Below are 25,053 nucleotides of genomic sequence, written 5' to 3' on the forward strand. Positions count from 1 at the left end.
GAGAACAACATGAGCCAGGCCTTTGATGCCGTTGCTCAGCAACAACTGCTCGAGCGTCGCGTCAGCGAAGCTCTCGAGCTTGCCCGCAGCCTGGGTGCCGACGCCTGTGAGGTCGGTGCCAGTGTCGATCAGGGCGTCAGCATCTCGGTGCGTGACGGCGAAGTCGAGACGGTCGAACTGTCACGTGACCAGGGCATCGGCGTGACCGTCTATCTCGGCAATCGCAAGGGCAGCGCGACCTCTTCCGATGCCGGCAGCGACTCGATTCGTGCCGCGGTCGAGAAGGCGGTCTCCATCGCGCACTATACCGGCGAAGACAGCTTTGCCGGTCTGGCACCGGCCGAGCTGATGGCCACCGACTTCCCTGATCTCAAGGCGCATCACCCCTGGGCGATCAGCGTCGATGAAGCGACTGACCTGGCGCTGGCCTGTGAGCGTGCCGGACTGGAAGTGGAAGGCATCGCGCAGTCCGAAGGCGCCAGCTTCTCCAGTGGTGAAGGCGTGCAGGTCTATGGCAACAGCCATGGGTTCCTGGCCAGCCAGTGCGGCAGCCGCCACTCGATGTCGTGCATGCTGATCGCCAAGGATGCACAGGGCATGCAGCGTGACTATGACTACACCAGCGTGCGCAATCCGGCAGACCTGCGTTCGCCCGAGTCGGTGGGGCGTGAAGCCGCTCGCCGCACGCTGGCGCGTCTGAATGCGCGCAAGGTCGCGACGGGCCGCATGCCGGTGCTGTTCGACCCGCAGATGTCGGCCGGGCTGGTCGGTCACTACCTGTCTGCCATCGCCGGCGGCTCGCTGTACCGTGAGTCCAGCTTCCTGTGCGATAGCCTGGGTCAGCCGCTGTTCCCCGACTGGTTCACGCTGGGCGAGAAGCCGCGGGAAGTCGGTGGCATGTCCAGCGCCGCCTTCGACAACGATGGCGTCGCGACGCGTGACAATGTCTACTTTGCTGACGGCAAGGTGCAGAGCTACATGCTGAGCGCCTACAGCGCCCGTCGCCTGAACATGCAGACCACTGGCAACGCCGGCGGCGCGCGCAACGTGCGCATCACCGCGCCGCTGACCTCGCTCGATGAGATGCTCAAGCAGATGGGCACCGGCGTGCTGGTGACCGAGCTGATGGGCCAGGGCGTCAACGGCGTCACCGGTGACTACTCTCGCGGCGCCTCCGGTTTCTGGGTCGAGAACGGCGAGATCCAGCATGCGGTGGAGGAATTCACCATTGCCGGCAATCTGCGCGACATGGCGGCCAATCTGATGGCGGTCGGCGATGATGTCGATACGCGTGGCAGCATCCACAGCGGTAGCTGGCTGGTCGATGGCATGACCGTCGCGGGCATGTCCGAAGGCGAAGACGAAGAGCTGGAAGGCTGATCGCTGACGCTTCTCTGATCGCGCGACAGGCGAGAAACAACACGGCCGCTCCCAAGGGAGCGGCCGTGTTGTTTTCTAAAGCAGAATCCGTCGGGCGTATTACAGATAGAGCCAGGTCGCCAGCCCCAGGAAGGCCATGAAGCCGATCACGTCGGTCACGGTGGTCAATATCACGCTGCCGGAGAGGGCAGGGTCGATATTGAGCTTCTTGAGCAGCACCGGCAGCAGCGTGCCTGTCACGGCGGCGATCAACAGGTTGATCATGATCGCGGCGCCGATGATGGCCCCCAGCTGGACATCCCCGAACCACACGATGGCGATGCCGGCCACCACCACGGCCCATAACAGGCCGTTGAGCCCCGCGACGATGACCTCGCGCTTGAGTAGCCAGCGGACATTGCCACTCTTGACGTGCCCCAGCGCGATACCGCGAATCAGGACGGTGAGTGCCTGAGAGCCCGCGATGCCGCCCATGCTAGCGACGATGGGCATCAGCACGGCCAGCGCGGTGATCTTCTGGATGGTGCCTTCGAACATGCCGATCACGGCGGAGGCCATGAAGGCAGTCAGCAGGTTGATGCCGAGCCAGACGGCGCGGCGCCACGAGGTTCGCATCACGGGAGAGAAGGTGTCTTCGTCCTCATCCATCCCCGCCATCGACATCACCTGGTGCTCGGCGTCGCCACGGATGACGTCGACCACGTCATCGATGGTGATACGGCCCAGCAGGTTGCCATCGCCGCCGACCACGGGCGCCGAGATCAGGTCGTGCTTCTCGAACAGCGAGGCGACTTCGGTTTCCGGCATCAGGGCCGGAATCACCACGCTGTCGGTGTCCATCACTTCGCGCACCGTGACGCCGGGGTCCGAGACCAGCAGGCGATTGATGGGCAGCGCACCGATGAATTCATCGCGGCGCGAGACGACCAGCAGGGTATCGGTGGAGTCGGGCAGGCGCTCGTGGCGGCGAATGTAGCGCAGCACCACGTCCAGGGTGATGTCCGGACGAATGGTGATGGTGTCCGTGTTCATCAGGCCGCCGGCGGTGTCCTCCGGGAAGGACAGTACCGTTTCGACGCGCAGGCGCTCCTGCGCCTCCATGGAGTCGAGGACTTCGAGAATCACTGCATTCGGCAGGCGCTGCAGAATGTCGGCGACATCATCCGGTTCCAGGTTCTCGGTGGCGGCGAGAACGTCGACGGCGTCCATGTCCTTGAGGAAGTCGGTCTGGATGTCTTCGCCAAGGTACTGAAGGACATCGCCCTGCAGTTCGGCATCGACCAGCTCCCAGAGCAGATTGCGCTCCTTGGGGGGCGAGGATTCCAGCAGGTGGGCCACGTCCACTGGCGCGAGGCCGCGATTGAGCATGCGTCTTGCCTGTTCCAGCTCGCCGCTTTCCAGCGCCTGTGACAGGCGATCAAGTCTTGGCTTGAGTTTACGAGACGTCTTGCTCATCTGTCGGCTTCCCCTGTCGACATGAAGGACAGCGCTGATTCTACCATTGGCGTAGGGGGGCGCGTCGACAAAAGAAAACAGTGTTTCTTATCGAAAGGACAATCCGCGTCCCGCCACTGGCACAAAAGCAGCGTCGTATGGCTGCCAGGCGCAAGGATAGGTGCAGAGATAGGTATAAGGGTAGGTGCAAGGACAGGCGCAGGAACCGGTGCAGGAACAGGCGCTAGGCATCCTGCATGAGCAGTTAATGGTGTTGCCAGGGGGCCGCCGGAGGGGGCTGGCCGATAAGCGAGCGGGCCGAAAAGATCGTTGACCAAGAAGCGAGCTGGCTGAGGGAGGAAGGCTGAGCGCACAGCGCAAATGTACAACGCTGTCAGTGGCGGTTATTCGTCTTCCTCGAAACGCGCTTCGAACAGCGCCTCGATGGCCAGCATCGCCTCATCGGCCTGTTCGCCCTCGACATCGATCAGCAACGTGGTGCCGCAGGGCGCGGCCAGCATCAGCAATGCCATCACATTGGCTGCATTGGCGCGTCGCTCGCCATGGCTGACCATCACCGTCGCGCAATAGGGCGCACAGCAATTGACCAGCTTGGTGGCTGCGCGGGCGTGCAGCCCGCGGCGGTTGGTCAGCGTCAGCTCACGAGAGGCCATCGCGATGCTCCTGCTGATGCTCTTGCTGATCACTTGCCTCACCCGCGTTGCTCAGCGCGGTATGAATGCCCAGCTCGCGGTGACGCAGGCGCACCTCAGGCAGGCGCTCGGCGAAGTAGCTCGCCAGCTGCTCGCACAGGTAGACGCTGCGATGCTGGCCGCCGGTGCAGCCCACGGATACCGTCAGGTAGCTGCGATTGCTGTCCTGATAGGCGGGCAGCCAGCGTTCCAGCCAGCCGGCGATATCGTCATGCATCGCCTGGACGGTGGGGTAGCGTTGCAGGAATTCGGCCACGCTGTCGTCGCGACCGGTATCGCCGCGCAGATTGATGTCCCAATACGGGTTGGGCAGGCAGCGGGCATCGAACACCATGTCGGCATCGGTCGGCACGCCATGCTTGAAGCCGAAGGATTCAAAGGTCAGCGTCAGGTGGCGGGAGCTGTGCTGGGCGACCTGCTCGGTGATGCGCGAGCGCAGGTCGTGCACGCTCAGGTTGGTCGAGTCGATGACCAGATCGGCCTTCTGGCGAATGGGAGCAAGCGTCTTCTGCTCGATCTCGATGGCCTCGGCCAGGGTGTGGTCGTTGTCGCGCGTCAGAGGGTGACGACGACGGGTCGCCGAGTAGCGTTCCAGCAGCACTCGCGAATCGGTTGTCAGGTAGACGACCTGCACGTCCATGCCGCTCTGGCGGACGTTGTCGAGCAATTCGGGGAAGCGGGTCAAGGCTTCCGGCAGGTTGCGGGCATCGATGGAGACCGCGATGCGCCGACGCGCCGGGCTGTCCTTTTCGAGCTGATCGACCAGTGGCGCCAGCAGCATGCCGGGCAGATTGTCGATGGCGTAGTAGCCAATATCTTCCAGCGCCTGGAGAGCGATGGATTTCCCGGAGCCGGAGCGGCCGCTGATGATCACGATCTTCATGAAGTGCTCTCCAAGGGCGAGGTCAACGTCGAAAGAATGCAGGGGTGGGGCAGAGGGCTGCCCGCTATCAGTGCGCTGTACGTCGGCCGATGGAAGGCCAGCAAGACGAAAGCCCGGACGATGTCCGGGCCTGTCATTCAGCGCGCCGGTAATTCGGCGATGGCTTGGGTCAATGCCTCAAAGAGTGCACGCTGGCTGTCTGCCTGGCGCAGGGCCGAGCGATTGGTCGGGGAATTGAGCAATTCCGCGACCTGCCCGAGCAGCGTCAGATGGGTCTCATCCGCTTCCTCAGGCACCAGCAGCACGAACAGCAGATCGATGGGTTCTCCGTCGATGGCATCGAAGTCGATGGGTTCACCGAGCTTCAGAAACGCAGCGATTGGCGTCTTGCAATGCGGGCTGCGTGCATGGGGCACGGCCACACCGTGGCCAATGCCGGTCGACCCCAGTCTTTCGCGCCCGATCAGGCGCGAGAAGACTTCCTGGCTATCCAGGCTGGGAATGTTCTGTGCGATGAAGGTGCTGAAGAATTCAAGCACCCGCTTCTTGCTCCCCCCGGGGACACCGTACAGCGTGCGCTCGGGGGGAAGGATCTGATCAAGTGTCATGGCTGAAGGTCAACGGGTCCCGGTGCCCTGAGAGCGAGCCTGGGACTTTTCCTTGTGTTTGACCAGCTGGCGATCCAGCTTGTCGGCGAGCGCGTCGATGGCAGCGTACATGTTGGGGTCTTCTGCCAGGGCGTGGAGGTCAGCGCCTGCCGCGTGCAAGGTGCAGGCAGCCTGCTGGCGCTCCTTCTCGATCGACAGTGTCACCTGAACATTGGTGATGTTGTCGTAATGCCGTTCGAGGCGAGCGAGCTTCTCGTTGACGTAATCGCGGAGAGGATCGGTAAGTTCCACATGATGCCCGGTGATATTCACTTGCATGGACACGCTCCTTTATCCAGCGGGTTGCCATTCAATTGTAACCCTTTTTGACTACGAGCAAACCCTGATCGGACGCTCTGCAACAGGCTTGACGGCCACCGTCTGGCGATGTTTTCGCACCCTTGCCAGTGGCGTCAGATGTCGTGAGCGTCTGTACCGACAATGCCCAAGCTTTGCGCAAAGATCAACGCTGCGCTGCATCGTGGTTCAGTGCTTGTCTTCAACTCAGTGAGGGGTAACGGAGTGGACTTCAAGGGCATGTCTGGCGGGTGGTGCGTGAAAGACGCGCAAGAAGGCGGGTTTTCGTCGCCAATCCCTGCATGTACGTCGCCTTTCAGACGATTCGATTGCGTGGAGCAAGCGGCGTTCCGGGAGGTTCTTCGGGTGTCTTCCAGGTGCAATACGCGCAAAAGTGACTTTAAAAACATGCGATTGACGGTAAATGACGCTGCCGGAACGGCGTTTTTTTGCCGTCATTCTGCGCGCTGTCATGGGCCATGACGGGCAATTGACGAGCGGTTGCCGGAATGACATGGCGCGCGACAGGCGCACCACTGCCCGCGAAGTCAGAGGCTGATGAGCGGAAAAGCCAACGCTTGAGGTTGGCGGCGGCTGCCATTGTGGAGGTGAGAGCAGGGCATGGCAGCCGCAGGTGACGCGTCAGGCCAGACGCTTGCGCTCGCTGGAGGAGGGGATGCCCATCGCTTCGCGATACTTGGCCACGGTACGGCGTGCGACCTCGATGCCATCGCTGGCGAGCAGATCGACCAGCCGTGAGTCGGAGAGAGGCTTGCGGGCCGGCTCTTCCGCGATCAGCTTGCGGATGCGGGCACGAATGGCGGTGCTTGAGTGGGCGTCGCCACTGCCGCTGCCACCGACCTGGCTCGAGAAGAAGAACTTGAGCTCGAAGACGCCGCGCGGGGTGTGGATGTACTTCTGGGTAGTGACCCGCGAGATGGTCGATTCGTGCATCTCGACCACTTCGGCGATGTTGGCCAGAATCAGCGGCTTCATGCCTTCCTCGCCTTGCTCGAGGAAGTCGATCTGGCGCGCCATGATCTCGCGGCCGACCTTGAGCAGGGTGTCATTGCGCGATGACAGGCTCTTCATCAGCCAGCGGGCTTCCTGCAGGTTGTCCTTGAGAAAGGTGTTGTCGGCGGACTTGTCGGCACGCTTGATCAGCGCGGCGTATTCCGGCTGGATGCGCAGCTTGGGCAGCGCTTCCGGGTTGAGCTCGACCTGCCAGCCATGGCGGGTATGGCGCACCAGCAGATCAGGGATCACGTAATCGCTGGCGGGCTCGCCCCAGGCGGATGCCGGACGCGGATCGAGCGCGCGCACCAGGCGGATGACGTGGTCCAGCTCGTCATCGTCAAGGCTCAGGCGGCGCTTGAGCAGCTTGCGATCATCGTTGCCCAGTGCCTCGAGGAATTGACGTACCAGGCGGCGTGCCTGCGCCAGCAGCGGCAGATCATCCGGCAGCAGCGCCAGTTGTAGCAGCAGGCATTCGCGTAGGTCACGGGCGAAGACGCCGGTCGGGTCGAACTGCTGCATACGCAGCAATACCTGCTCGAGCTCGGAGGCCTTGAGGCCGGGCAGGCCCTGGCCACGCAGGCCATCGACCAGCTCATCGAGAGACAGGCTCAGATAGCCGGCACCGTCGACGGCATCGATCAGGCTCTCCGCCATCTGGCTTTCACGGCCATCGAGGTCGGTCATCGCCAGCTGCCAGCGCAGGTGGTCCTGCAGGCTCTCGACGCTGGTATTGCGATCGAAGTCCGGCCCTTCTTCACTCCCGCTGCCACTGCCGGAGCTGGTCAGGCTACCGGCGTGGTCCTGGTAGAGGTCCGACCAGTCACTGTCGAGGGGGTATTCCTCGGGAATCTCGCTCGAGGAGTCGGCAGTGGAGATCTCGCTCGAATCCTGTGTCTCGACGACATCCAGCGACTCGTAGTCCTCGTCGAGCTCCAACATGGGGTTGGACTCGAGGGCTTGCTGAATCTCCTGACGCAGGTCGAGCGTCGACAGCTGCAGCAGCTGGATCGCTTGCTGGAGCTGCGGCGTCATGGTCAGCGAGGTGCCGAGGCGGAGTTGCAGGGTGGGTTTCATGGAGTCAGTCAATTCACGGCAAAGGAACGTGCTTACTACGCTATACCGTGACTCGGGGCACTGACAAGTGGTTGTCGTGAATATTCAAGCAACTTGCATGCCATGTTTCCACCAAGGTGGTATGGACGTCATGCATGCGTCTGATGTCAGACATGAAAAAGCCGCTACGCGATAAAATCACGCAGCGGCTTTTGAAGCTTTTGCCTCGCGAGGACTCAGCGCAGCCGCTGACCCTAGAGCGTGAACTCGTGACCCAGGTAGACGTCGCGCACCTGCTGGTTGGCCAGGATGGAGTCCGCGTCACCGTGGGCGATGATCTGGCCATCGCCGACGATATAGGCGGTGTCACAGATATCGAGTGTCTCGCGCACGTTGTGGTCGGTGATCAGCACACCGATGCCACGATCGCGCAGTTGGCGCACGATGCTCTTGATCTCGCCCACCGAGATGGGGTCGACGCCGGCGAAGGGCTCATCGAGCAGTACGAAGTCCGGCTCGGTGGCAAGCGCCCGGGCGATCTCGACCCGTCGACGCTCACCACCGGACAGGCTCATACCGGCGCTGGCGCGGATGTGCGTGATGCTGAATTCCTCGAGCAACTCTTCAAGGCGTGCCTTGCGGCCATTGCGATCCAGGTCCTTGCGGGTCTCCAGAATCGCCATGATGTTGTCGGCCACCGACAGCTTGCGGAAGATCGACGCTTCCTGCGGCAGATAGCCGATGCCGGCGCGTGCACGCTGATGCATGGCGGCAGCGGAGAGGTCCTTGTCATCGATGGAGACGTTGCCGGCATCGGCGCGCACCAGTCCGACGATCATGTAGAACGAGGTCGTCTTGCCGGCGCCGTTGGGGCCCAGCAGGCCGACGATGTCGCCCTGGCGGATCTCCAGCGAGATGTCCTTGACCACCTTGCGGCCCTTGTAGGCCTTGGCCAGATGGCGAGCGCTCAGCGTACGTGGAGTAGCAGCAGTCATGACTCAGTTTTCCTTGCTGGCATTGGCGCCGCGGGGCGTCAGAGTCATGTGCACGCGACCGCCTTCGGTCTGCTGTGCCGTCTTGCTGTTGTTGGCGTTCACCTGGCGCTTGTCGAGGAAGTACTCCACGTAGCCGCCTTCGAAGGTGTCATCGCCTTTCTCGAGACGCGCGTTGCCGACCAGCTCCACGCGGCGCTCCAGTGCATGGTAGCGGATGGTGTCGGCCCAGCCCTTGACCAGCTCCTCGTCGGGTGCGGGTTGCTGTTCCAGGTAGGCACGCTTGCCGGTGGCCTTGACCAGCGAGATCTCGCCGCTGCCGGCGCGGCTGATATCGACGCGGCTGGCATCGAGTTTCATGCTGCCCTGGCGCATTTCCACCTGGCCGGTGTAGGTGGCGGTACCGGCCTTGTCATCAAGCGACAGGGCGTCCGCGGCGATGTTGATCGGCTGGCTGGCATCGCTGTCCAGCGCCATGGCGGCCGGGGCGAAGGTGGACATGCCCAGTGCCAGGCAGAGCGCCATGACACCGCTGTTGAGGGTCTGGCGACAGGCCGTCAAGGGCTTGCGAGTCGTGGAAGTCATGGTGGCTCCTTGGCATGACGGGGTCGCCGCCCGAGCAATGATGCCATCGAGCGGCAGAGAAGAAGGTGGTGCGGCGCGGGTCATGGCGTGACGGCCAGCCCGGCGGGTTCATTCACCGCTGGCAGGCGCTGCCTCGAAGGTGCTGTTGACGCGCCCATCATCGGTGGTGGTGCTGTCGGCGCCCGAGTCGATGCGCTCGGCTTCCTTGCTGGCCTCGCTCTGGCCCGTGCCGGGTTGCAGGACGCTGCGAACGCGGCCCTGCAGCACGGCGGAGTCCTGTGAGAGGTCGGCGCTGAAGCTGTCGCTTTCGACATGCTGGCCATTCTGGGTGATCACGACCGGCACGTCACTCCAGGCGCGATTCTGATCACGGCTGTAGTGCAGGACATCGGTATCGAGGGTCCAGCGGTCATCGGGCTGGCGCAGTCTGGCATTGCCCTCGAGGGTGAAGGTGTCGCCGCCGGCGCTCAACACGCCATTGTCACCCGTGGCATACCAGCGGCGGTCTTCACTGTCGTTGGTGCGAATCTTCGGGGTCTGCGCCCGGGTCACGTCATCGCCTGGCGTGTGCTCGATATGCGGCGAGGTCATGGACTGGATTGCCACGCCGCGCGCATCGAAGCGTGTCATGTCTGCCCCGTCGAGATAGTAATCCGGCTCACTGCTGTCGACCTCGACATTGACGGTCGATTCCAGGCTGTTGCGCTGCTCGATCAGCGCCAGCACGCCACCGACGAGCAGCAACAGCAGCATCAGCCAGAGACGCGGAGAAGGGCGGGGCAGACGTAACATCAGGGACGCGACTCCTGCAGGTAGGTGTCCAGTACCGAGGCCCAGTGGCCCTGTGCCTTGAGCAGCAGATCACAGAGCTCGCGCACGGCGCCATCGCCGCCCTGGCGTGAGGTGACCCAGTTGGCCTCGCTCATCACGTAGGCCATGGCGTTGGGCACGCTGACGCCGAGACCGACACGACGAATGGCCTCGCGGTCCGGCAGGTCATCGCCACAATAGGCGACCTCTTCCAGCTCGATCCCGTGCTCGCGGCACAGGTCGGTCAGCGCGACCAGCTTGTCTTCACGGCCCTGGATGACATCCTGAATGCCCAGTTCCTTGGCGCGACGCTCGACCATCGGCGAGCTGCGGCCGGTGATCAGCGCGACGCGAACGCCACTGCGCAGCACCAGCTTGAGGCCATGGCCATCCTGGACGTGGAAGGACTTGGTCTCGACACCGTTGGCATCGTAGTGCAGGCGGTTGTCGGTGAGCACGCCATCGACATCCAGCGCCAGCAGACGCACGCGGCGTGCGCGGTCGATGATGTCCTGCGGATATTCTTCGCTCAGGGAATTCGTGTCGCTCATGGTCTTTCTCCTCGCACTCCGTGCATGCTTGACGCTGTCCTGTGAACGGCGCTGATGGGCGTTGAGCGGTGGCGTCTTGCCGGGACGATCTGCCGTCGAACAGAGACAGCGAACGCCCGCGGGAGTTCAGATCACGCCGCTGGCCAGCAGGCCGTGCATATGGATGGCTCCGATGGGGTGCTCATCCTCGTCACAGACTACCAGAACGCTGATGCGGTTTTCTTCCATGATGCGCACCGCTTCGGCGGCCAGCATGCTGGCGCGCACGGTCTTGCCGCCGCGGGTCATGACATCATCGACCTTCAGCGCGCGCAGATCGCCGTGCTGGTCGAGGGTGCGGCGCAGGTCACCATCGGTATAGACGCCGACCAGGTGGTCGTCATCATCGATCACGCAGGTGAAGCCCATGCCCTGACGCGTGATCTCGAGCAGCGCATCGCGCAGAGGGCTGCCGAGCGCCACGCGCGGCAGGGCGTCGCCATGATGCATCACGTCCTGGACCCGCAGCAGCAGGCGTCGACCCAGGCTGCCGCCCGGGTGGGAAAGCGCGAATTCCTCGGCAGTGAAGCCGCGGGCCTCCAGCAGTGCCACCGCCAGGGCATCGCCCATCACCAGCGCAGCGGTGGTCGAGGCGGTCGGTGCCAGATTCAGCGGGCAGGCTTCCTGGGCGACGCTGGTGTCCAGATGTGCCTCGGCGTCACGCGCCAGGGTCGAGCCGGGTTTGCCGGTCATCGAGACCAGCGGGGTGCCCATGCGCTTCAAGAGCGGCAGCAGCGCCGTGACCTCGGCGGTCTCACCGGAGTTGGACAGCGCCAGCACCACATCGGCCGGCGTGATCATGCCCAGGTCGCCATGGCTGGCTTCACCGGGGTGGACGAAGAAGGCCGGCGTGCCGGTGCTGGCCAGGGTGGCGGCGATCTTGCTGGCGACATGGCCGGATTTGCCCATGCCGGTGACGATGACGCGGCCCTTGGTCGCCAGCATCAGCTGACAGGCGCGGTCGAAGTCGTCATCGAGATGGCTTTCGAGCGCGGCGATGGCCGCTTCCTCAATGGCGAAGGTGCGACGGGCGCTGGCGCGAAAATCCGCCTGGCTGGCCGGCGTCTCATCGGCGGCGGACTGGCTGGCGGCGGTCTGACTTGAAGCAGAGGCGCCAGGCGCGGTGGCGTGCGGGGTGCTGGAAGGCTCGGTCATGATCGAATTGTTGCCTGTGGTTGGCCAGGGCTCAAACCGCGCGGAAAGGGCGTGTCATCCCGCGCGGCGGCGTGGCAAACGATGATGAAGACGCTGCCGTCAGCGAGTCAGGCTGATGGCAAGCCAGGCCGTGTAGGCCAGATAGCAGGCGAGCAGGATAACACCTGGGCCGCGGCCGATGCGCCCACGGCGCTGCCAGATGAGCAGCGCGGCCAGCAGCAGCGTCAGCCCCAGCATCACCGGATAGTCACGGCTGATGGCGCTGCCATCCACCGGACCCGGCGCCAGCAGGCCCGGCACGGGCAGCACGGCGAGGATGTTGAACAGGTTGGAACCGATGACGTTGCCGATGGCGATGTCGTGATGGCGCTTGAGGGCGCTGGCCACGCTGGCGGCCAGTTCCGGCAGGCTGGTGCCGATGGCGATCACGGTCAGGCCGATGATCAATTCCGGCACGCCGAGTGCCTGGGCGATGTCGGTCGCCCCCCACACCAGCGCACGCGAGCTGGCGATCAGCACCGCAAGCCCGACCAGCAGCCAGAAGATGGCGCGTCCGGTGCTCATCTCGGGCACGTCATCCTGGCTTTCCGCCTCGCTCGGCGAGTCGACCTTGAACAGCCACACCAGCGTGAAGACCAGCAAGGCCAGCAACAGGATGCCATCGAGACGCTCGAGCCCGCTGTTGGACAGCGCATAACCGCCCAGCGCCGTGGCCGCCAGCAGCAGCGGAAGCTCGCGGCGCACCAGCCCGAAATGCACCGGGATCGGGGCGATCAACGCCGTGACGCCGAGTACCAGGCCGATATTGGCGATGTTGGAGCCCAGCGCATTGCCGGTCGCGATATCCGGAGTGCCATCAAGAGAGGCCATGATGGAGACGACGATCTCGGGGGCAGAGGTGCCGACGGAGACGATCGTCATCCCGATCAGCAGTTTGCTCATCCCGGCGCGCCACGCAGTGGCCGCGGCTCCTTCGACGAAGCGATCAGCACTCCAGACAAGACCAATCAGGCCGATGACGACTGCAAGGATGGGATATAGCATCAGAACTCTCGGGGCAGGGGGCAGGGCGGTGGCGTATCGCCGGGAACCGCGCCATTAAACGCATCCCCCCAATCCTTTGCAAGACAGTGGCCATGATCCCATTGTCGAGCGTCTTGCCGAGTGCATTGTTGAGCGCATCACCACCCGCGGCACGGCGCTGTTGCCTTGATGAGACTGGCGGCACAGGGGTGGGTTCGGATACGATGTTCGCTAACTAACTTGATCCTTGGATCCCATGACTCGGACATTCGACCTGTTCACGAGCCAACAGCGTGTGGCTCGTCACGGCGAAGGTCCCTCACAGCGGATGCTTCTATGACTGATTTGCCCGGTCAGACCGCAACCCGGACGGGTGCGGACGGCCAGGATGCGCAGGCTTCTTCACGCGGCGCGGCAGGCGAGATCAATCTCGATGACGCCCTGATTCGTGTCGAAGGCCTGCGGTTCACCCGTGGAGAGCGCGAGATATTCTCCGGCATCGACCTCAAGATCCCGCGCGGCAAGATAACCGCCATCATGGGGCCTTCCGGTACCGGCAAGACGACACTGCTCAAGTTGATCGGCGGTCAGTTGACGCCCTCGGCGGGGCGCGTCGAGATCGCCGGCTTGCACGTGCACGGCCTGTCGCGGCGCGAGCTGTTTCGCATGCGCCGTCGCATGGGCATGCTGTTTCAGAGCGGTGCCCTGTTCTCCGACCTGAGCGTGTTCGAGAACGTCGCCTTCCCGCTGCGCGTCCACACCGATCTCCCCGATGCGATGATTCGTGACATCGTGCTGATCAAGCTCGAGTCCGTCGGGCTGCGCGGCGCGCGTGAATTGATGCCGGCCGAACTCTCCGGCGGCATGACGCGGCGTGTGGCACTGGCGCGAGCCATCGCGCTGGACCCGGACCTCATCATGTACGACGAGCCCTTTGCCGGACAGGACCCCATCTCGATGGGCGTGCTGGTCAATCTGATCCGTCGCCTCAATGATGCGTTGGGCATGACGGCGCTGGTGGTCTCGCACGACATCAAGGAAACGCTGACCATCGCCGATTACGTCTATGTGATCGCCGATGGCAAGGTGATGGCGCAGGGTACCCCTGAGGCGCTGAACGCCGAATCGGACCCGCGCGTGGCCCAGTTCATCCACGGCAAGCCGGATGGCCCGGTGCCCTTCCATTATCCCGCCCCGGACTTCGCTGGCGACATTCTCGATGGTCGCGAATCGGCAACCCGCAGGAGAGAGTCATGAGTGGTCTGAATCGTGGCCCGCTCGGGGCCATCACGTCACTGGGCCGCAGCAGCATCGACGTGATCGCGGCCATCGGGCGTGCCGGCATGCTGCTGGTACAGGCCGGTATCGGCATTCCGTCCCGGGAGGGCATCGGCCTGTGGGTGCGGCAGATGCACTTCGTCGGTGTGCTGTCGCTGGCCATCGTGCTGGTCTCGGGGCTGTTCATCGGCATGGTGCTGGCGCTGCAGGGCTACACCATTCTGGTCGGTTTCGGCGCCGAGGAGGCGCTGGGGCAGATGGTGTCGCTGTCACTGCTGCGCGAGCTGGCGCCTGTGGTCGCGGCCTTGCTGTTTGCCGGGCGCGCGGGGTCGGCGCTGACGGCGGAGATCGGCCTGATGAAGGCCACCGAGCAGTTGACCAGCATGGAGATGATCGGTGTCGATCCGCTCAAGCGCATCGTCGCGCCGCGCCTGTGGGCCGGTTTCGTCTCGCTGCCGCTGCTGACCATCGGCTTCAGTGTCGTCGGCATCTGGGGCGGCAAGCTGGTGGGGGTCGACTGGCTGGGTATCTACGAGGGCGCCTACTGGAGCAGCATGCAGTCGAACGTCGATTTCATCGGTGATGTCATGAACGGCGTCATCAAGTCACTGGTCTTCGGGCTGGTGGTCAGCTGGATCGCCGTCTTCCAGGGCTATGACCTGATCCCGACCTCGGAAGGCATTTCGCGCGCCACCACGCGTACCGTGGTTTATTCATCTTTGGCGGTGCTGGGACTCGACTTTGTCCTCACGGCCGTCATGTTCGGAGAGATTTGATGAAACGTACCCGCATGCTCGAGTTCGGCGTGGGCCTGTTCATACTCGCTGGTTTCCTGGGAATGGTCTTCCTGGGACTGCGTGTCAGCGGCGTCACGTTCCAGCAGGCCGATGACACCTTCGTGCTCAATGCCAACTTCTCAGGGATCGGAAGCCTCAAGGCGCGGTCAAAGGTCACGATGGCAGGTGTTGCCGTCGGCAGCGTCGAGAAGATCGAGCTGGACCCGAAGTGGTTTGACGCCCGTGTCACGATGAAGCTCGACAGCAACCTGCGTGGCAAGCTGAGCAAGGACACCACCGCCGCCATCCTGACGTCCGGCCTGCTGGGCGAGCAGTACATCGGCCTGAGCACCGGGGGAGACCCGGACGTGCTGGAGGACGGCGATACCATTCGCGATACCCAGTCTGCACTGGTGCTGGAAGAGTTGATCCAGCAGTTCGTGTCCAATTTTTCGAAGAGCTGATTCTCGAAGCGTTGATTCTCGATGCGCTGTTCATCCAAGTGCAGGCATCCGGCGCACGCGTGTGATGCACCGGAAGACCTGACTCGGTGCCTGCGGTTTCACGTTCGAGCACGATGCACATTTTCAAGGAGCAACCCTGATGACCTCTAGCCTCAAGAAGCTGATTCGTCCGTTGAGCGTGCTGAGCCTGTCCGCCCTGATGGCGCTGAGCCCGCTGGCCATGGCCGCCCCGCAGGAGCCGGACGTGCTGCTGCGCGACACGGTCGAGGGCCTGACCACCAAGATCGATAGCCGCGAGAGCTACTACAAGGACAACGTCGACGAGCTGGAAACCCTGGTGGATTCCGCGCTGAAGCCGGTGGTGGATTATCGCTACATCGCCGCCAGCGTGATGGGCAAGTACTTCAAGGGCGCCTCTCCTGAGCAGCGCACCGAATTCTCCAAGGTCTTCCATGACACCCTGATCGGTACCTACGCCAAGGGTCTGGTGAGCTTCGATTACGCCAGGCTGGACGTGAAGGACAGCGAAGGCGAGCGTCGCTATGAAGACCAGGACACCGTCTACATGGACGTGGTCGATACCAAGGGCAAGGTCTACCCGGTGGCCTATTCCATGCGTTTGCGCAACGACGAGTGGAAGGTGGTCAACGTGATCGTCAATGGCGTCAACCTGGGCCTGACCTTCCGCAACCAGTTCGATCAGGCCATGCGTGACAACGGCCGCGACATCGACGCCGTCATCAAGGGCTGGCAGCCGGATGTCGACCTCGAGAAGGGTGAGGGGGATCAGGGCAACAGCTGAGCCCTGTCGTCGCCATGACCATGAAAACTCTCTTCGATCGCGAGGGCGTCACGCTGGAAGCCGGTGACGCACGGCTGAGCCTGAGTGGCCAGCCGGATTTCGACAATGCCGCAGAGCTGGCGGATTCCGGCAGGAAATGGCTGGGGCGCCGCGAGGATGGGGTTTCCATCGATCTGTGCGGCGTGGATAGCGCCAGTACCGCCACCCTGAGCGTGCTGCTCGAGTGGCAGCGCCATCTGGCGGAGCATGGTGGGCATGTCGCTCACCTCGCGCTGTCTCCTGCATTGAGCCGACTGGCGGCAGTCTCCGGACTGGAAAACCTGCTGCCGGGGCTGAATGTCGCTGAGATCAGCGCCGAGCCCCCGCTGTCACTCGAGACGTCCTGAGTCAGCGGCGGCCTGACTGTCTGTCAGGCCGCACCGCTCTGCTGGAGGCTCGAGGCTTGTCCGTATCGCCATTCATGCGCGCGGCAACGTGGAGGCAGCGATTGACTGCCAATCGCGTTCCCGCGCGCTTTTGATTACCATGTGCGGTCATATCGCATCGATCGTCGCGCAAGGATTCCCTGCCACGATCCCGACATGTACCGCGAAGGAGTCACCGCCCGTCATGCAACCGAATGATGTCAAGGCCCTGCTCGAGGCTCGTATCGAGAACGTCGATTTTCATATCCAGGGTGAGGGCTGCAATTTCCAGGTCGTCGCCGTGGGAGATGTCTTTGCCGAGCTGAGCCGCGTCAAGGCCCAGCAGCTGGTCTACTCCGCACTCAATGACGAGATCCGCTCTGGCGCGCTGCATGCCATCAGCATTCGTACTTATACCCCGGCGCAGTTCGAAGCTGCCGCCGGCAACGCTCAGGGTTGACCGGAACATTTCATGGATAAGCTGATCATCACTGGCAACGGGCCGGTCAACGGGGAAGTCTGGGCCAGTGGCGCCAAGAATTCGGCACTGCCCATTCTGGCAGCCACGCTGCTGTCGGAAGGTCCCGTGACCATCAGCAACCTGCCGCATCTGCAGGACATCACGACCAGCCTCGAGCTGCTCGGGCGCATGGGCGTCGAGCCGGTGATGGGCGACAACATGACCGTGCAGCTGGATGGCTCCAAGGTCGAGCATTGTCACGCGCCCTATGACCTGGTCAAGAAGATGCGTGCCTCGATTCTGGTGCTGGGCCCGCTGCTGGCGCACTTCGGCAGTGCCGAAGTCTCGCTGCCGGGTGGCTGCGCCATCGGCTCGCGTCCGGTGGATCTGCACATCCGTGGCCTGGAGGCGATGGGGGCCGAGATCACGGTCGAGAATGGCTACATCCGCGCCAAGGCGCCGGGTGGCCGCCTGAAGGGCGCGCGCATCGTCTTCGACGTCGTGACCGTCACCGGCACCGAGAACCTGCTGATGGCCGCGACCCTGGCCGACGGCCGCACCGTGCTGGAAAACGCCGCGCGTGAGCCGGAAGTCGTCGATCTGGCAGAGTGTCTGATCGCGATGGGCGCCAGGATCACGGGCCAGGGCTCCGACACCATCGTCATCGACGGTGTCGAGAAGCTGCACGGCTGTGAATACTCCGTCATGCCGGACCGCATCGAGACCGGTACCTTCCTGGTCGCGGCGGCCGCCTCGCGCGGCAAGGTGCGTGTCACGCGTACGCGTGCCGACACCCTGGACGCCGTACTGGCCAAGCTGGAAGAAGCCGGTGCCACCATCACCACCGGTGATGACTGGATCGAGCTGGACATGCACGGCAAGCGCCCGAAGGCAGTCAATATCCGCACGGCGCCGTACCCGGCATTCCCCACCGACATGCAGGCCCAGTTCGTGGCGATGAATGCGGTCGCGGAAGGCACCAGCACCGTGATCGAGACCATCTTCGAGAATCGCTTCATGCACGTGCAGGAGCTCAACCGCATGGGCGCCCACATCGCGCTCGAGGGCAACACCGCAGTCGTGACCGGCACTGAGCGCCTGTCCGGCGCGCCGGTGATGGCGACGGACCTGCGCGCCTCTGCCTCGCTGGTGATCGCGGCGATCGTCGCCGACGGCGAGACCATGGTCGACCGCATCTACCACATCGACCGCGGTTACGAGTGCATCGAAGAGAAGCTGTCCGGGCTGAACGTGATCATCCGTCGCTCCGCCGGCTGATCAGTGCCCCACCTCGCGCTGTCGGCCTTGATTGACCGGCAGCGCGTGCCGAATTCCTACGTACAAGCACGGGCGAATACCCCATGAGCAAGCAACTGGTCGTCGCCCTCTCCAAGGGGCGTATCCTCAAGGAAACACTGCCGCTGCTGGCTGACGCTGGCATCGAGCCGCTGGAAGATCTCGACAAGAGCCGCAAGCTGCTCTTCGATACCAATCTGCCGGACGTCAAGCTGGTCATCATCCGTGCCACCGACGTGCCGACCTACGTGCAGCTGGGCGCCGCCGATCTCGGTATCGCCGGCAAGGACGTGCTGCTCGAGCATGGTGCCGAAGGCCTGTACGAGCCGCTGGACCTGGAAATCGCCAAGTGCCGCCTGATGACCGCCGGTGTCGTCGGTCAGCAGCAGCAGGGCGCACGCCGCCGTGTCGCGACCAAGTTCGTCGATGTCGCGCGTCGCTATTACGCCGAGCAGGGCATCCAGGCGGAAGTCATCAAGCTCTACGGCGCGATGGAACTGGCCCCGCTGATGAATCTGGCCGACGAGATCGTCGATATCGTCGACACCGGCAACACCCTGCGCGCCAATGGCATGGAGCCGCGCGAGCTGATCACCGATATCAGCACGCGTCTGGTGGTCAACAAGGCCGCCATGACCATGAAGCACGATCGCCTCAAGCCGCTGATCGATCGCCTGCGTCAGGCCGTGGAAGCCCGCCGCGAGGCGTGATGGCCGCGCGCTGTCGGCATCGACCCGCTGGATACCCAAGGTCGCATAGATGACCGTGGCAGAAGATGACTCTCGAAACGCCAGCTGCCGCCCCTGCTCGTCACGATGCTCATCAAGATGTTCATCACGATGCTTATCAAGATGATGCGGGCAGGCGCTGGACGGAGCCCGTCCGGTTCAGCCTTCTCTGCCAAGCAATGAGAAAAGAGGTTCGCATGGATACCTTGATCAACCGGCTTGATAGCCGTGATACCGATTTTACTGCCCGCCTAGACCGTTTGCTGTCATGGGAGGGCGTGTCCGATGCCGAGGTACAGCATCGTGTCACCGACATCCTCGCGCGCGTCAAGCAGGAAGGCGATGCGGCGCTGGTGGAGTTCTCCAACCGCTTCGACCGCCTGAATGTCTCGAGCATGGCCGAGCTGGTCATCGGTGCCGAGCGTCTGGCCCAGGCCTATGCCGACCTGCCGGCGGATCAGCGCGAGGCGCTGGCCGTGGCTGCCGAGCGTGTGCGTGTCTATCACGAGCATCAGAAGCCGGAAAGCTGGTCCTTCAAGGACGAGCACGGCAGCCTGCTGGGCCAGAAGGTCACGCCGCTGGACCGCGCCGGGATCTACGTGCCGGGCGGCAAGGCGGCCTATCCGTCTTCCGTGCTGATGAACGCGATTCCGGCGCATGTCGCGGGCGTGCGCGAGATCATCATGGTCGTGCCGACGCCGGACGGCGTAGTCAATGAGCTGGTGCTGGCCGCGGCGCACCTGGCGGGTATCGATCGTGTCTTCACCATCGGCGGCGCCCAGGCCGTGGCGGCACTGGCCTATGGCACCGAGACCGTGCCGCGCGTCGACAAGATCGTCGGCCCCGGCAACATCTACGTGGCGACTGCCAAGCGTGCGGTGTTCGGTCAGGTCGGTATCGACATGATCGCCGGGCCGTCCGAGATTCTGGTGGTCAGTGATGGCGTGACCGACCCGGACTGGCTGGCGATGGACCTGTTCTCCCAGGCCGAGCACGACGAAGATGCCCAAGCGATCCTGATCGGGTGGGATGACGAGCACCTGGCCGCCGTCGAGGCCGCCATCGAGCGCCTGGCGCCGACCATGGAGCGTGCCGAGATCATCCTGACCTCGCTGCGTGAGCGCGGTGCCCTGATTCGCGTCAGCGGACCGGAGCAGGCGCTGGAGCTGACCAACCGCATCGCGCCGGAGCACCTGGAACTCTCGGTGGCGAATCCGGAGGAGTGGGTCGAGGGCGTGCGTCACGCCGGCGCCATCTTCATGGGCTCGCACACCTCCGAGGCGCTGGGCGATTACTGCGCCGGGCCGAATCACGTGCTGCCGACCTCCGGCACCGCGCGCTTCTCCTCGCCTCTGGGCGTCTATGACTTCCAGAAGCGCTCCTCGCTGATCCAGTGCTCGCCGGAAGGCGCGTCAGTGCTTGGGCGTACTGCCTCGGTACTGGCACGCGGCGAGTCGCTGACGGCGCATGCGCGCAGTGCCGAGAATCGCATTCTCGACTGAGACCGAGACTTAGGCTGAGCCTGAGCCTTGTCTGGTCAGTAAAAAAAGCCCCGCGACGGTCTCCGTCGCGGGGCTTTTTGTCATCATGGGGCGGGGGGCTGCCCAAGGCGCTGCGCCGATGTTCCGGCTCAGCCCTTGTCCTGCAGGGACGGCTCGACGGCTGCCGGCGTGTTGTCGGGAATCGGGCGCTCGCCGACCTTGACGTCGATGTCCAGCGTCTTGCCGTCACGCAGCAGGCGCAACTCCAGCGCATTGCCGGGTTTGACGGCGGCGATGTCGGCCATGGCCAGGCGAGCATCCAGCAGGCGCTTGCCGCCGATGGCGGTCAGGATATCGCCCGGTCGCAGGCCGGCACGCGCGGCAGGGCCATCACGCAGCACGGCGGCCACCACCACGCCTTGCGGGGCGCTCAGGCCGAAGGAGTGCGCCAGCGACGGCGTCAGCTCCTGCACTTCCAGGCCCAGCCAGCCTCGAATCACGCGCCCGTGGTCGACCAGCGATTCGAGGATATCGCGCGCCAGGTTGGCGGGGATGGCGAAGCCGATGCCCTGCGAGCCGCCGGAGCGCGAATAGATGGCGGTATTGATGCCGACCAGCGAGCCGTCGGTGTTGATCAGCGCGCCGCCGGAGTTGCCGGGGTTGATCGCGGCATCGGTCTGGATGAAGTCCTCATAGGCATTCAGGCCAAGATGGTTGCGTCCGGTGGCCGAGATGATGCCCATGGTGACCGTCTGGCCGACTCCGAAGGGATTGCCGATCGCCAGCGAGACATCGCCGACGTGGACCTGGGTGGAATCGGCGATCGCCACGGTGGGCAGGTTGTCGAGGTCGATCTTGAGCGCCGCGAGGTCGGATTCCGGGTCCACACCCACGACCTTGGCGAACGTCTCGCGGCCATCGCGCAGGGCGACCTGAATCTGGTCGGCGCCCTGGATGACGTGGTTGTTGGTCAGGATATAGCCGTCACTGGAGAGAATGACGCCGGAGCCGAGGCTCGACAGCATGCGCTGGCTGCGCAGGGCGTCTTCCCCGTAGAACTGGTTGAAGAAGGGGTCGGACATCAGCGGATGCTTGCTGTCGTCCTTGATCTCGCGCGAGGAGTAGATATTGACCACCGCCGGTGCGGCGGCGTCCACCGCGGCCTGATAGCTGGCCGGGCCGCTGTTGCGCTGCAGTGGCGGTGCTTCACGCAGTACCGGGTCTGCCGATTCCTCGCGCTGCGCCGCTGACAGCGTCAGGCTCGGAGGCGGCAGCACCTGCTGATTGGCGGCAGAGTTCTGTGACGGGCTCGGGTAGGGGGTGTTGCCTGCCTGCTCGTTCTGCTGTGGGGCGGGTTCGCCCAGACCCAGCGTCGGAAAGCGGTCCAGCACGACGACGGCCAGCAGGACGCCGGTGACGACGGGCCACAGTAGCGGGAGCAGTGTGCTGCGAAGAGAACGGGGCATCGGATTACCTGATAAAAAGTCCGCGCACCGACGCGATGCTGCGGACATAGAAGATGAGTAGCCTGAAGATCCACGTGCCACGCGAAGGGATGGCCCCGGTCAAGGCGCGACACGCTTACATGGCGCCGATGCGCCGTTACAATGCTCGCCAGTGTAACACTCGATGACTCTGACTGCTGGAGGCCCAATGGCTGATCGTGACACGCTGATGAAGGCGCTGGATGGCTGTCTGGAGGCGCAGGCCTTCAAGGACTATACCGTCAATGGCTTGCAGGTGGAGGGGCGCCGTGAGGTGCGCCGCGTGATGACCGGCGTGACGGCCAGTCAGGCGCTGCTTGATGAGGCGCTCGCCTGGCAGGCGGACCTGGTGCTGGTGCACCACGGTTACTTCTGGAAGAACGAGCCGGCCCAGATCACCGGCATGAAGCGTCGGCGCCTCAAGACCTTGCTGGCCAATGACATCAATCTGGCGGCTTATCACCTGCCGTTGGATGCGCATCCGACACTTGGCAACAATGCCCAGCTGGCCGAGCGTCTGGGGCTGGTCAGTGAAGGCTGTCTGGATGGCGTGCCCGGGCGTGGCCTGGTGCATGTCGGGCGTCTGGCCGCCGAGGTGGAAGGGCTGGACAGCACCGCGCTGGGGGCCGAGTTCAGCCGGCGTCTCGGGCGTGAGGTGCTGGTCGTGGCCGGCCATGATCGCCCCATCAAGCGCATTGCCTGGTGCACCGGCGGCGCTCAGGACTATATCGGTCTGGCCATCGAGGCCGGTGTCGATGCCTTCCTCTCGGGCGAGATCTCCGAGCGCACCACCCATAGCGCCCGTGAAGAGGGAGTCACCTACTTCGCGGCGGGCCATCATGCGACCGAGCGTGACGGTGTGCGGGCCCTCGGCGAGTGGCTGGCGGCCGAGCATGGTGTGGAGCACCGCTTCGTGGATCTCGACAACCCGGCGTGACATCTGATGCCGGAAACGACAACGGCCACCTCGCAAGGTGGCCGTTGTCGTTTTCAGATGCCGTGAGAGGTCCACGACAGCAGGGCGATCAGATACGCGGCGGGTTGGTGGCCGGTGTCTCGCCTTCGCTCGGTTGCGGCTTGAGGCCGAAGTCCTCTGACAGGGTGCCACGGTTGTCGGCGTAATCACGCGGCAGGTCGACCTTGTCGGTCTCGCTGTCGTCCGGCGTGGTGTCAGTGTCCAGCAGGCGGCGCTTGAGCTGGCTGTCATCGCACAGCGCGGTGGCGCCAGTGGCCAGATGCTGGCGCAGCTCATTGCCGGCGCGCTGGATCTGGTCGGTCAGGTCGCTGGCCTTGGAGAAGTGGTCGTTGAGGGCATCGCGGAACTGGGTCAGCTCCAGCTCGCGCTCGGCCAGCTTCTGGCGGGTCTTCTGGTTGCGGGCCACGTTGGCATTCAGCAGGTGGTAGCACAAGGCGCCGATACCGATGCCAGCCAGAAAACAGGCAATGGCCAGGATCCAGTCAATGTTGCTCTCGTTCACGTCGCTCTCCTTGTGTCACGACTGCGGTGATCGTCACCGCTGGGGCATGGTAGCGCTGAGATACGATGCCGGTATTCAATGATGTTCCATCACGCCGATCTCGGGATCGGTCTGGTGTCCAGCAGGTCAGCGCCGCTTGCCGCTGTCCTTCTTGCGTCAGTCTTTCGTGCCGCTTGCGTTTCAAAAGCGTCCACGCGCCATTATATCGGTGTGGTGCAGCGATGCGTCAATTCACGCGGCGCGCGACCTTGGTCGCCTGTCGGCGCAGCCGGCGGGGTGTGGGCGGATGCCAGCTCACGCCCTGCGAGCAATGCGCGCGGCGAAAGCCACGTCGCGCAGCCGATTGCTGGTCGGTGAGTGGGTAAAGTGGCCATCAAGGCGTATAATGCCGCGCAATTTCGTCCTTGCCTGCCCGCCGTGTCGGGTCAGGCGTGATCTTGTTCCTTTCATGTCAGGCGTGCGCCAGTGCGTGACGCCTGACCTGCAGCGGGTTTCTCAATGCCAGCACCGACGCCTCTCGAGAAGTACCAGGCAGACCTCAAGCGTGATGACTTTGCCTACGATGCCGCCCAGGAAGATGCGGTCCTCCATCTGCAGCGTCTCTACGACGACCTCGTGCGCACGCCGCGTCAGACGCCCGACAAGGTGTCCGACGCGACGGGCGGCGGCGGGCTGGGCTCCAAGGTGCGTCGTCTGTTCGGCAAGCCGTCACGCACGGCGCCTGTCGATGAAGCGCCCGAGATCATGGGCCTCTACTTCTGGGGCGGCGTGGGGCGCGGCAAGACCTATCTTGTCGATACCTTCTACGAGAGCCTGCCGTTTGCCGACAAGATGCGCACGCACTTCCACCGCTTCATGCAGCGTGTCCACAATGAGCTCGGCCACTACAAGGGCGAGAAGAACCCGCTGACTCTGGTGGCGGCCAAGTTCGCCGTCGAGGCGCGCGTGATCTGCTTTGACGAATTCTTCGTCAAGGACATCACCGATGCGATGATTCTCGCCACCCTGTTCGAAGAGCTGTTCAAGCAGGGCGTGGTGCTGGTCGCGACCTCCAATATCGTGCCGGATGATCTCTACAAGGACGGCCTGCAGCGGGCGCGCTTCCTGCCGGCGATCGACCTGGTCAAGCGTCACTGCACGGTGGTCAACGTCGATTCCGGCATCGACTACCGCCTGCGCGCACTGGAGCACGCCGAGCTCTTCCATAGTCCGCTGGGCGACGACAGTGCCGCGCGGCTGGCGCGGGAATTCCGCTCCATCGCCGGTGCCGAAGGCCATGCCGATGAAGGCTTGAGCATCAATCATCGCGTGCTGCACGCCCTGCGTCGCCATGAAGACGTGGTGTGGTTCCACTTCGATGAGCTGTGTGATGGCCCGCGTAGCCAGAATGACTACATCGAGCTGGCGCGTGAGTTCCACACCGTGCTGGTATCCGAGGTGCCGCAGATGGGGCGCGACAGCGACGATCAGGTGCGTCGTTTCATCAACATGGTCGATGAGTTCTATGACCGTGGCGTCAAGCTGCTGATGAGCGCCGCGACGCCCGTCGAGGACCTCTATACCGGCGGCAACCTGGATTTCGAATTCCAGCGCACGCTGTCACGTCTGCAGGAAATGCAATCACGTGAGTATCTCGCGCTGCCGCACAAGCCGTGAGACCTGCTGCGAGGGTAAAATAGCCTTTGTGGTAGGCGGGCATGACATGTACAATGCGCGCTCGCTCGAACTGTTGACCGGTTCTCGAGCCATCCTGAGTCATTCACTCCTGATGGGCGAGGGCAGTCTGGAGATGAGAGGTCAGTGACTGCGCAAGCAGCACGCCG

Annotated in this window: 26 protein-coding genes; 12 read left to right on the forward strand and 14 right to left on the reverse strand. The window is 63.8% G+C overall.

All coding sequences use genetic code 11. The features are described from left to right. Positions 1 to 9 precede the first annotated feature (9 nt). A complete protein-coding gene (gene pmbA / locus H2O77_RS03405) occupies positions 10 to 1,380 on the forward strand; it encodes a metalloprotease PmbA (RefSeq protein ID WP_215823912.1) in 1,371 nt (456 codons plus the stop codon). Between the two features lie 99 nt (positions 1,381 to 1,479). Here the strand turns inward: pmbA and mgtE are convergent, their stop codons facing one another. From mgtE to H2O77_RS03465, 12 genes are all read right to left on the reverse strand, one after another. Then, positions 1,480 to 2,835, reverse strand: coding sequence for a magnesium transporter (gene mgtE, locus H2O77_RS03410; RefSeq protein WP_043332561.1), 1,356 nt, complete (start codon positions 2,833 to 2,835; stop codon positions 1,480 to 1,482). Between the two features lie 383 nt (positions 2,836 to 3,218). Next, positions 3,219 to 3,488 (reverse strand): HPr family phosphocarrier protein, encoded by a 270-nt coding sequence (locus tag H2O77_RS03415; RefSeq protein ID WP_043332560.1) that lies wholly within the window; start codon positions 3,486 to 3,488, stop codon positions 3,219 to 3,221. Beyond that, positions 3,475 to 4,410: an RNase adapter RapZ gene (gene rapZ / locus H2O77_RS03420; RefSeq protein WP_107335427.1), complete on the reverse strand. Its 936-nt coding sequence runs from the start codon at positions 4,408 to 4,410 to the stop codon at positions 3,475 to 3,477. Before rapZ ends, H2O77_RS03415 begins: the two co-directional genes overlap by 14 nt. Before the next feature lie 137 nt (positions 4,411 to 4,547). After that, complete coding sequence (locus H2O77_RS03425) at positions 4,548 to 5,018, reverse strand: PTS sugar transporter subunit IIA (RefSeq protein WP_043332557.1); 471 nt, start codon at positions 5,016 to 5,018, stop codon at positions 4,548 to 4,550. A 9-nt stretch (positions 5,019 to 5,027) separates the two neighbouring features. After that, positions 5,028 to 5,336 (reverse strand): ribosome-associated translation inhibitor RaiA, encoded by a 309-nt coding sequence (gene raiA / locus H2O77_RS03430; RefSeq protein WP_043332555.1) that lies wholly within the window; start codon positions 5,334 to 5,336, stop codon positions 5,028 to 5,030. A 660-nt stretch (positions 5,337 to 5,996) separates the two neighbouring features. Continuing rightward, positions 5,997 to 7,445 carry an RNA polymerase factor sigma-54 gene (locus H2O77_RS03435; protein ID WP_215823913.1) on the reverse strand — a complete coding sequence of 483 codons (1,449 nt, stop codon included), beginning with the start codon at positions 7,443 to 7,445 and terminating at the stop codon, positions 5,997 to 5,999. Between the two features lie 233 nt (positions 7,446 to 7,678). Beyond that, positions 7,679 to 8,419 carry an LPS export ABC transporter ATP-binding protein gene (gene lptB, locus H2O77_RS03440; protein ID WP_043332551.1) on the reverse strand — a complete coding sequence of 247 codons (741 nt, stop codon included), beginning with the start codon at positions 8,417 to 8,419 and terminating at the stop codon, positions 7,679 to 7,681. A gap of 3 nt (positions 8,420 to 8,422) precedes the next feature. Further along, a complete protein-coding gene (gene lptA / locus H2O77_RS03445; protein WP_240548697.1) occupies positions 8,423 to 9,001 on the reverse strand; it encodes a lipopolysaccharide transport periplasmic protein LptA in 579 nt (192 codons plus the stop codon). A 108-nt stretch (positions 9,002 to 9,109) separates the two neighbouring features. Then, the gene (gene lptC / locus H2O77_RS03450) at positions 9,110 to 9,793 is read right to left on the reverse strand and encodes an LPS export ABC transporter periplasmic protein LptC (RefSeq protein WP_215823914.1); all 684 of its coding nucleotides are present in this window, start codon (positions 9,791 to 9,793) and stop codon (positions 9,110 to 9,112) included. Then, positions 9,793 to 10,362 carry an HAD hydrolase family protein gene (locus tag H2O77_RS03455; protein WP_052384400.1) on the reverse strand — a complete coding sequence of 190 codons (570 nt, stop codon included), beginning with the start codon at positions 10,360 to 10,362 and terminating at the stop codon, positions 9,793 to 9,795. The genes lptC and H2O77_RS03455 overlap by 1 nt, the downstream gene beginning before the upstream one ends. Before the next feature lie 126 nt (positions 10,363 to 10,488). After that, complete coding sequence (locus H2O77_RS03460; protein WP_215823915.1) at positions 10,489 to 11,556, reverse strand: KpsF/GutQ family sugar-phosphate isomerase; 1,068 nt, start codon at positions 11,554 to 11,556, stop codon at positions 10,489 to 10,491. A 99-nt stretch (positions 11,557 to 11,655) separates the two neighbouring features. Further along, positions 11,656 to 12,600, reverse strand: coding sequence for a calcium/sodium antiporter (locus H2O77_RS03465; RefSeq protein WP_043332549.1), 945 nt, complete (start codon positions 12,598 to 12,600; stop codon positions 11,656 to 11,658). Positions 12,601 to 12,915: 315 nt separating this feature from the next. Between H2O77_RS03465 and H2O77_RS03470 the strand changes: the two genes are divergently transcribed. From H2O77_RS03470 to hisD, 9 genes are all read left to right on the forward strand, one after another. Beyond that, positions 12,916 to 13,836: an ATP-binding cassette domain-containing protein gene (locus H2O77_RS03470; RefSeq protein ID WP_082388135.1), complete on the forward strand. Its 921-nt coding sequence runs from the start codon at positions 12,916 to 12,918 to the stop codon at positions 13,834 to 13,836. Further along, on the forward strand, positions 13,833 to 14,633 hold the full coding sequence (gene mlaE / locus H2O77_RS03475) for a lipid asymmetry maintenance ABC transporter permease subunit MlaE (protein WP_043332547.1): 801 nt from the start codon (positions 13,833 to 13,835) through the stop codon (positions 14,631 to 14,633). Before H2O77_RS03470 ends, mlaE begins: the two co-directional genes overlap by 4 nt. Continuing rightward, positions 14,633 to 15,097 carry an outer membrane lipid asymmetry maintenance protein MlaD gene (gene mlaD / locus H2O77_RS03480; RefSeq protein WP_215823916.1) on the forward strand — a complete coding sequence of 155 codons (465 nt, stop codon included), beginning with the start codon at positions 14,633 to 14,635 and terminating at the stop codon, positions 15,095 to 15,097. Before mlaE ends, mlaD begins: the two co-directional genes overlap by 1 nt. A 139-nt stretch (positions 15,098 to 15,236) precedes the next feature. Further along, entirely contained in the window at positions 15,237 to 15,899 is a 663-nt protein-coding gene (locus H2O77_RS03485) for an ABC transporter substrate-binding protein (protein WP_043332543.1), read from the forward strand. Positions 15,900 to 15,913: 14 nt separating this feature from the next. Then, positions 15,914 to 16,285 (forward strand): STAS domain-containing protein, encoded by a 372-nt coding sequence (locus H2O77_RS03490; RefSeq protein WP_054555102.1) that lies wholly within the window; start codon positions 15,914 to 15,916, stop codon positions 16,283 to 16,285. Positions 16,286 to 16,508: 223 nt separating this feature from the next. Further along, complete coding sequence (locus H2O77_RS03495) at positions 16,509 to 16,763, forward strand: BolA/IbaG family iron-sulfur metabolism protein (protein WP_043332541.1); 255 nt, start codon at positions 16,509 to 16,511, stop codon at positions 16,761 to 16,763. A gap of 12 nt (positions 16,764 to 16,775) precedes the next feature. Continuing rightward, the gene (murA, locus tag H2O77_RS03500; RefSeq protein ID WP_043332539.1) at positions 16,776 to 18,041 is read left to right on the forward strand and encodes a UDP-N-acetylglucosamine 1-carboxyvinyltransferase; all 1,266 of its coding nucleotides are present in this window, start codon (positions 16,776 to 16,778) and stop codon (positions 18,039 to 18,041) included. Between the two features lie 83 nt (positions 18,042 to 18,124). Next, positions 18,125 to 18,769 carry an ATP phosphoribosyltransferase gene (gene hisG, locus H2O77_RS03505; RefSeq protein ID WP_043332537.1) on the forward strand — a complete coding sequence of 215 codons (645 nt, stop codon included), beginning with the start codon at positions 18,125 to 18,127 and terminating at the stop codon, positions 18,767 to 18,769. 215 nt (positions 18,770 to 18,984) lie between these two features. After that, on the forward strand, positions 18,985 to 20,289 hold the full coding sequence (gene hisD, locus H2O77_RS03510) for a histidinol dehydrogenase (RefSeq protein WP_153635174.1): 1,305 nt from the start codon (positions 18,985 to 18,987) through the stop codon (positions 20,287 to 20,289). A 128-nt stretch (positions 20,290 to 20,417) separates the two neighbouring features. On the opposite strand, the gene H2O77_RS03515 is transcribed toward hisD, so the two are convergent. Then, positions 20,418 to 21,734 carry a Do family serine endopeptidase gene (locus H2O77_RS03515; RefSeq protein WP_213113422.1) on the reverse strand — a complete coding sequence of 439 codons (1,317 nt, stop codon included), beginning with the start codon at positions 21,732 to 21,734 and terminating at the stop codon, positions 20,418 to 20,420. Positions 21,735 to 21,921: 187 nt separating this feature from the next. Between H2O77_RS03515 and H2O77_RS03520 the strand changes: the two genes are divergently transcribed. Next, a complete protein-coding gene (locus tag H2O77_RS03520) occupies positions 21,922 to 22,689 on the forward strand; it encodes a Nif3-like dinuclear metal center hexameric protein (RefSeq protein ID WP_215823917.1) in 768 nt (255 codons plus the stop codon). 88 nt (positions 22,690 to 22,777) lie between these two features. Here H2O77_RS03520 and H2O77_RS03525 read toward each other — a convergent pair whose 3' ends face one another. Then, positions 22,778 to 23,230 (reverse strand): DUF1043 family protein, encoded by a 453-nt coding sequence (locus tag H2O77_RS03525; RefSeq protein WP_043332529.1) that lies wholly within the window; start codon positions 23,228 to 23,230, stop codon positions 22,778 to 22,780. A gap of 498 nt (positions 23,231 to 23,728) precedes the next feature. On the opposite strand from H2O77_RS03525, the gene zapE reads away from it, so the two are divergent. Continuing rightward, a complete protein-coding gene (zapE, locus tag H2O77_RS03530; protein WP_215823918.1) occupies positions 23,729 to 24,886 on the forward strand; it encodes a cell division protein ZapE in 1,158 nt (385 codons plus the stop codon). Positions 24,887 to 25,053: the final 167 nt, after the last annotated feature.

The sequence above is a fragment of the Cobetia sp. 4B genome (genome assembly GCF_018831605.1).
Lineage (GTDB): Bacteria > Pseudomonadota > Gammaproteobacteria > Pseudomonadales > Halomonadaceae > Cobetia > Cobetia amphilecti.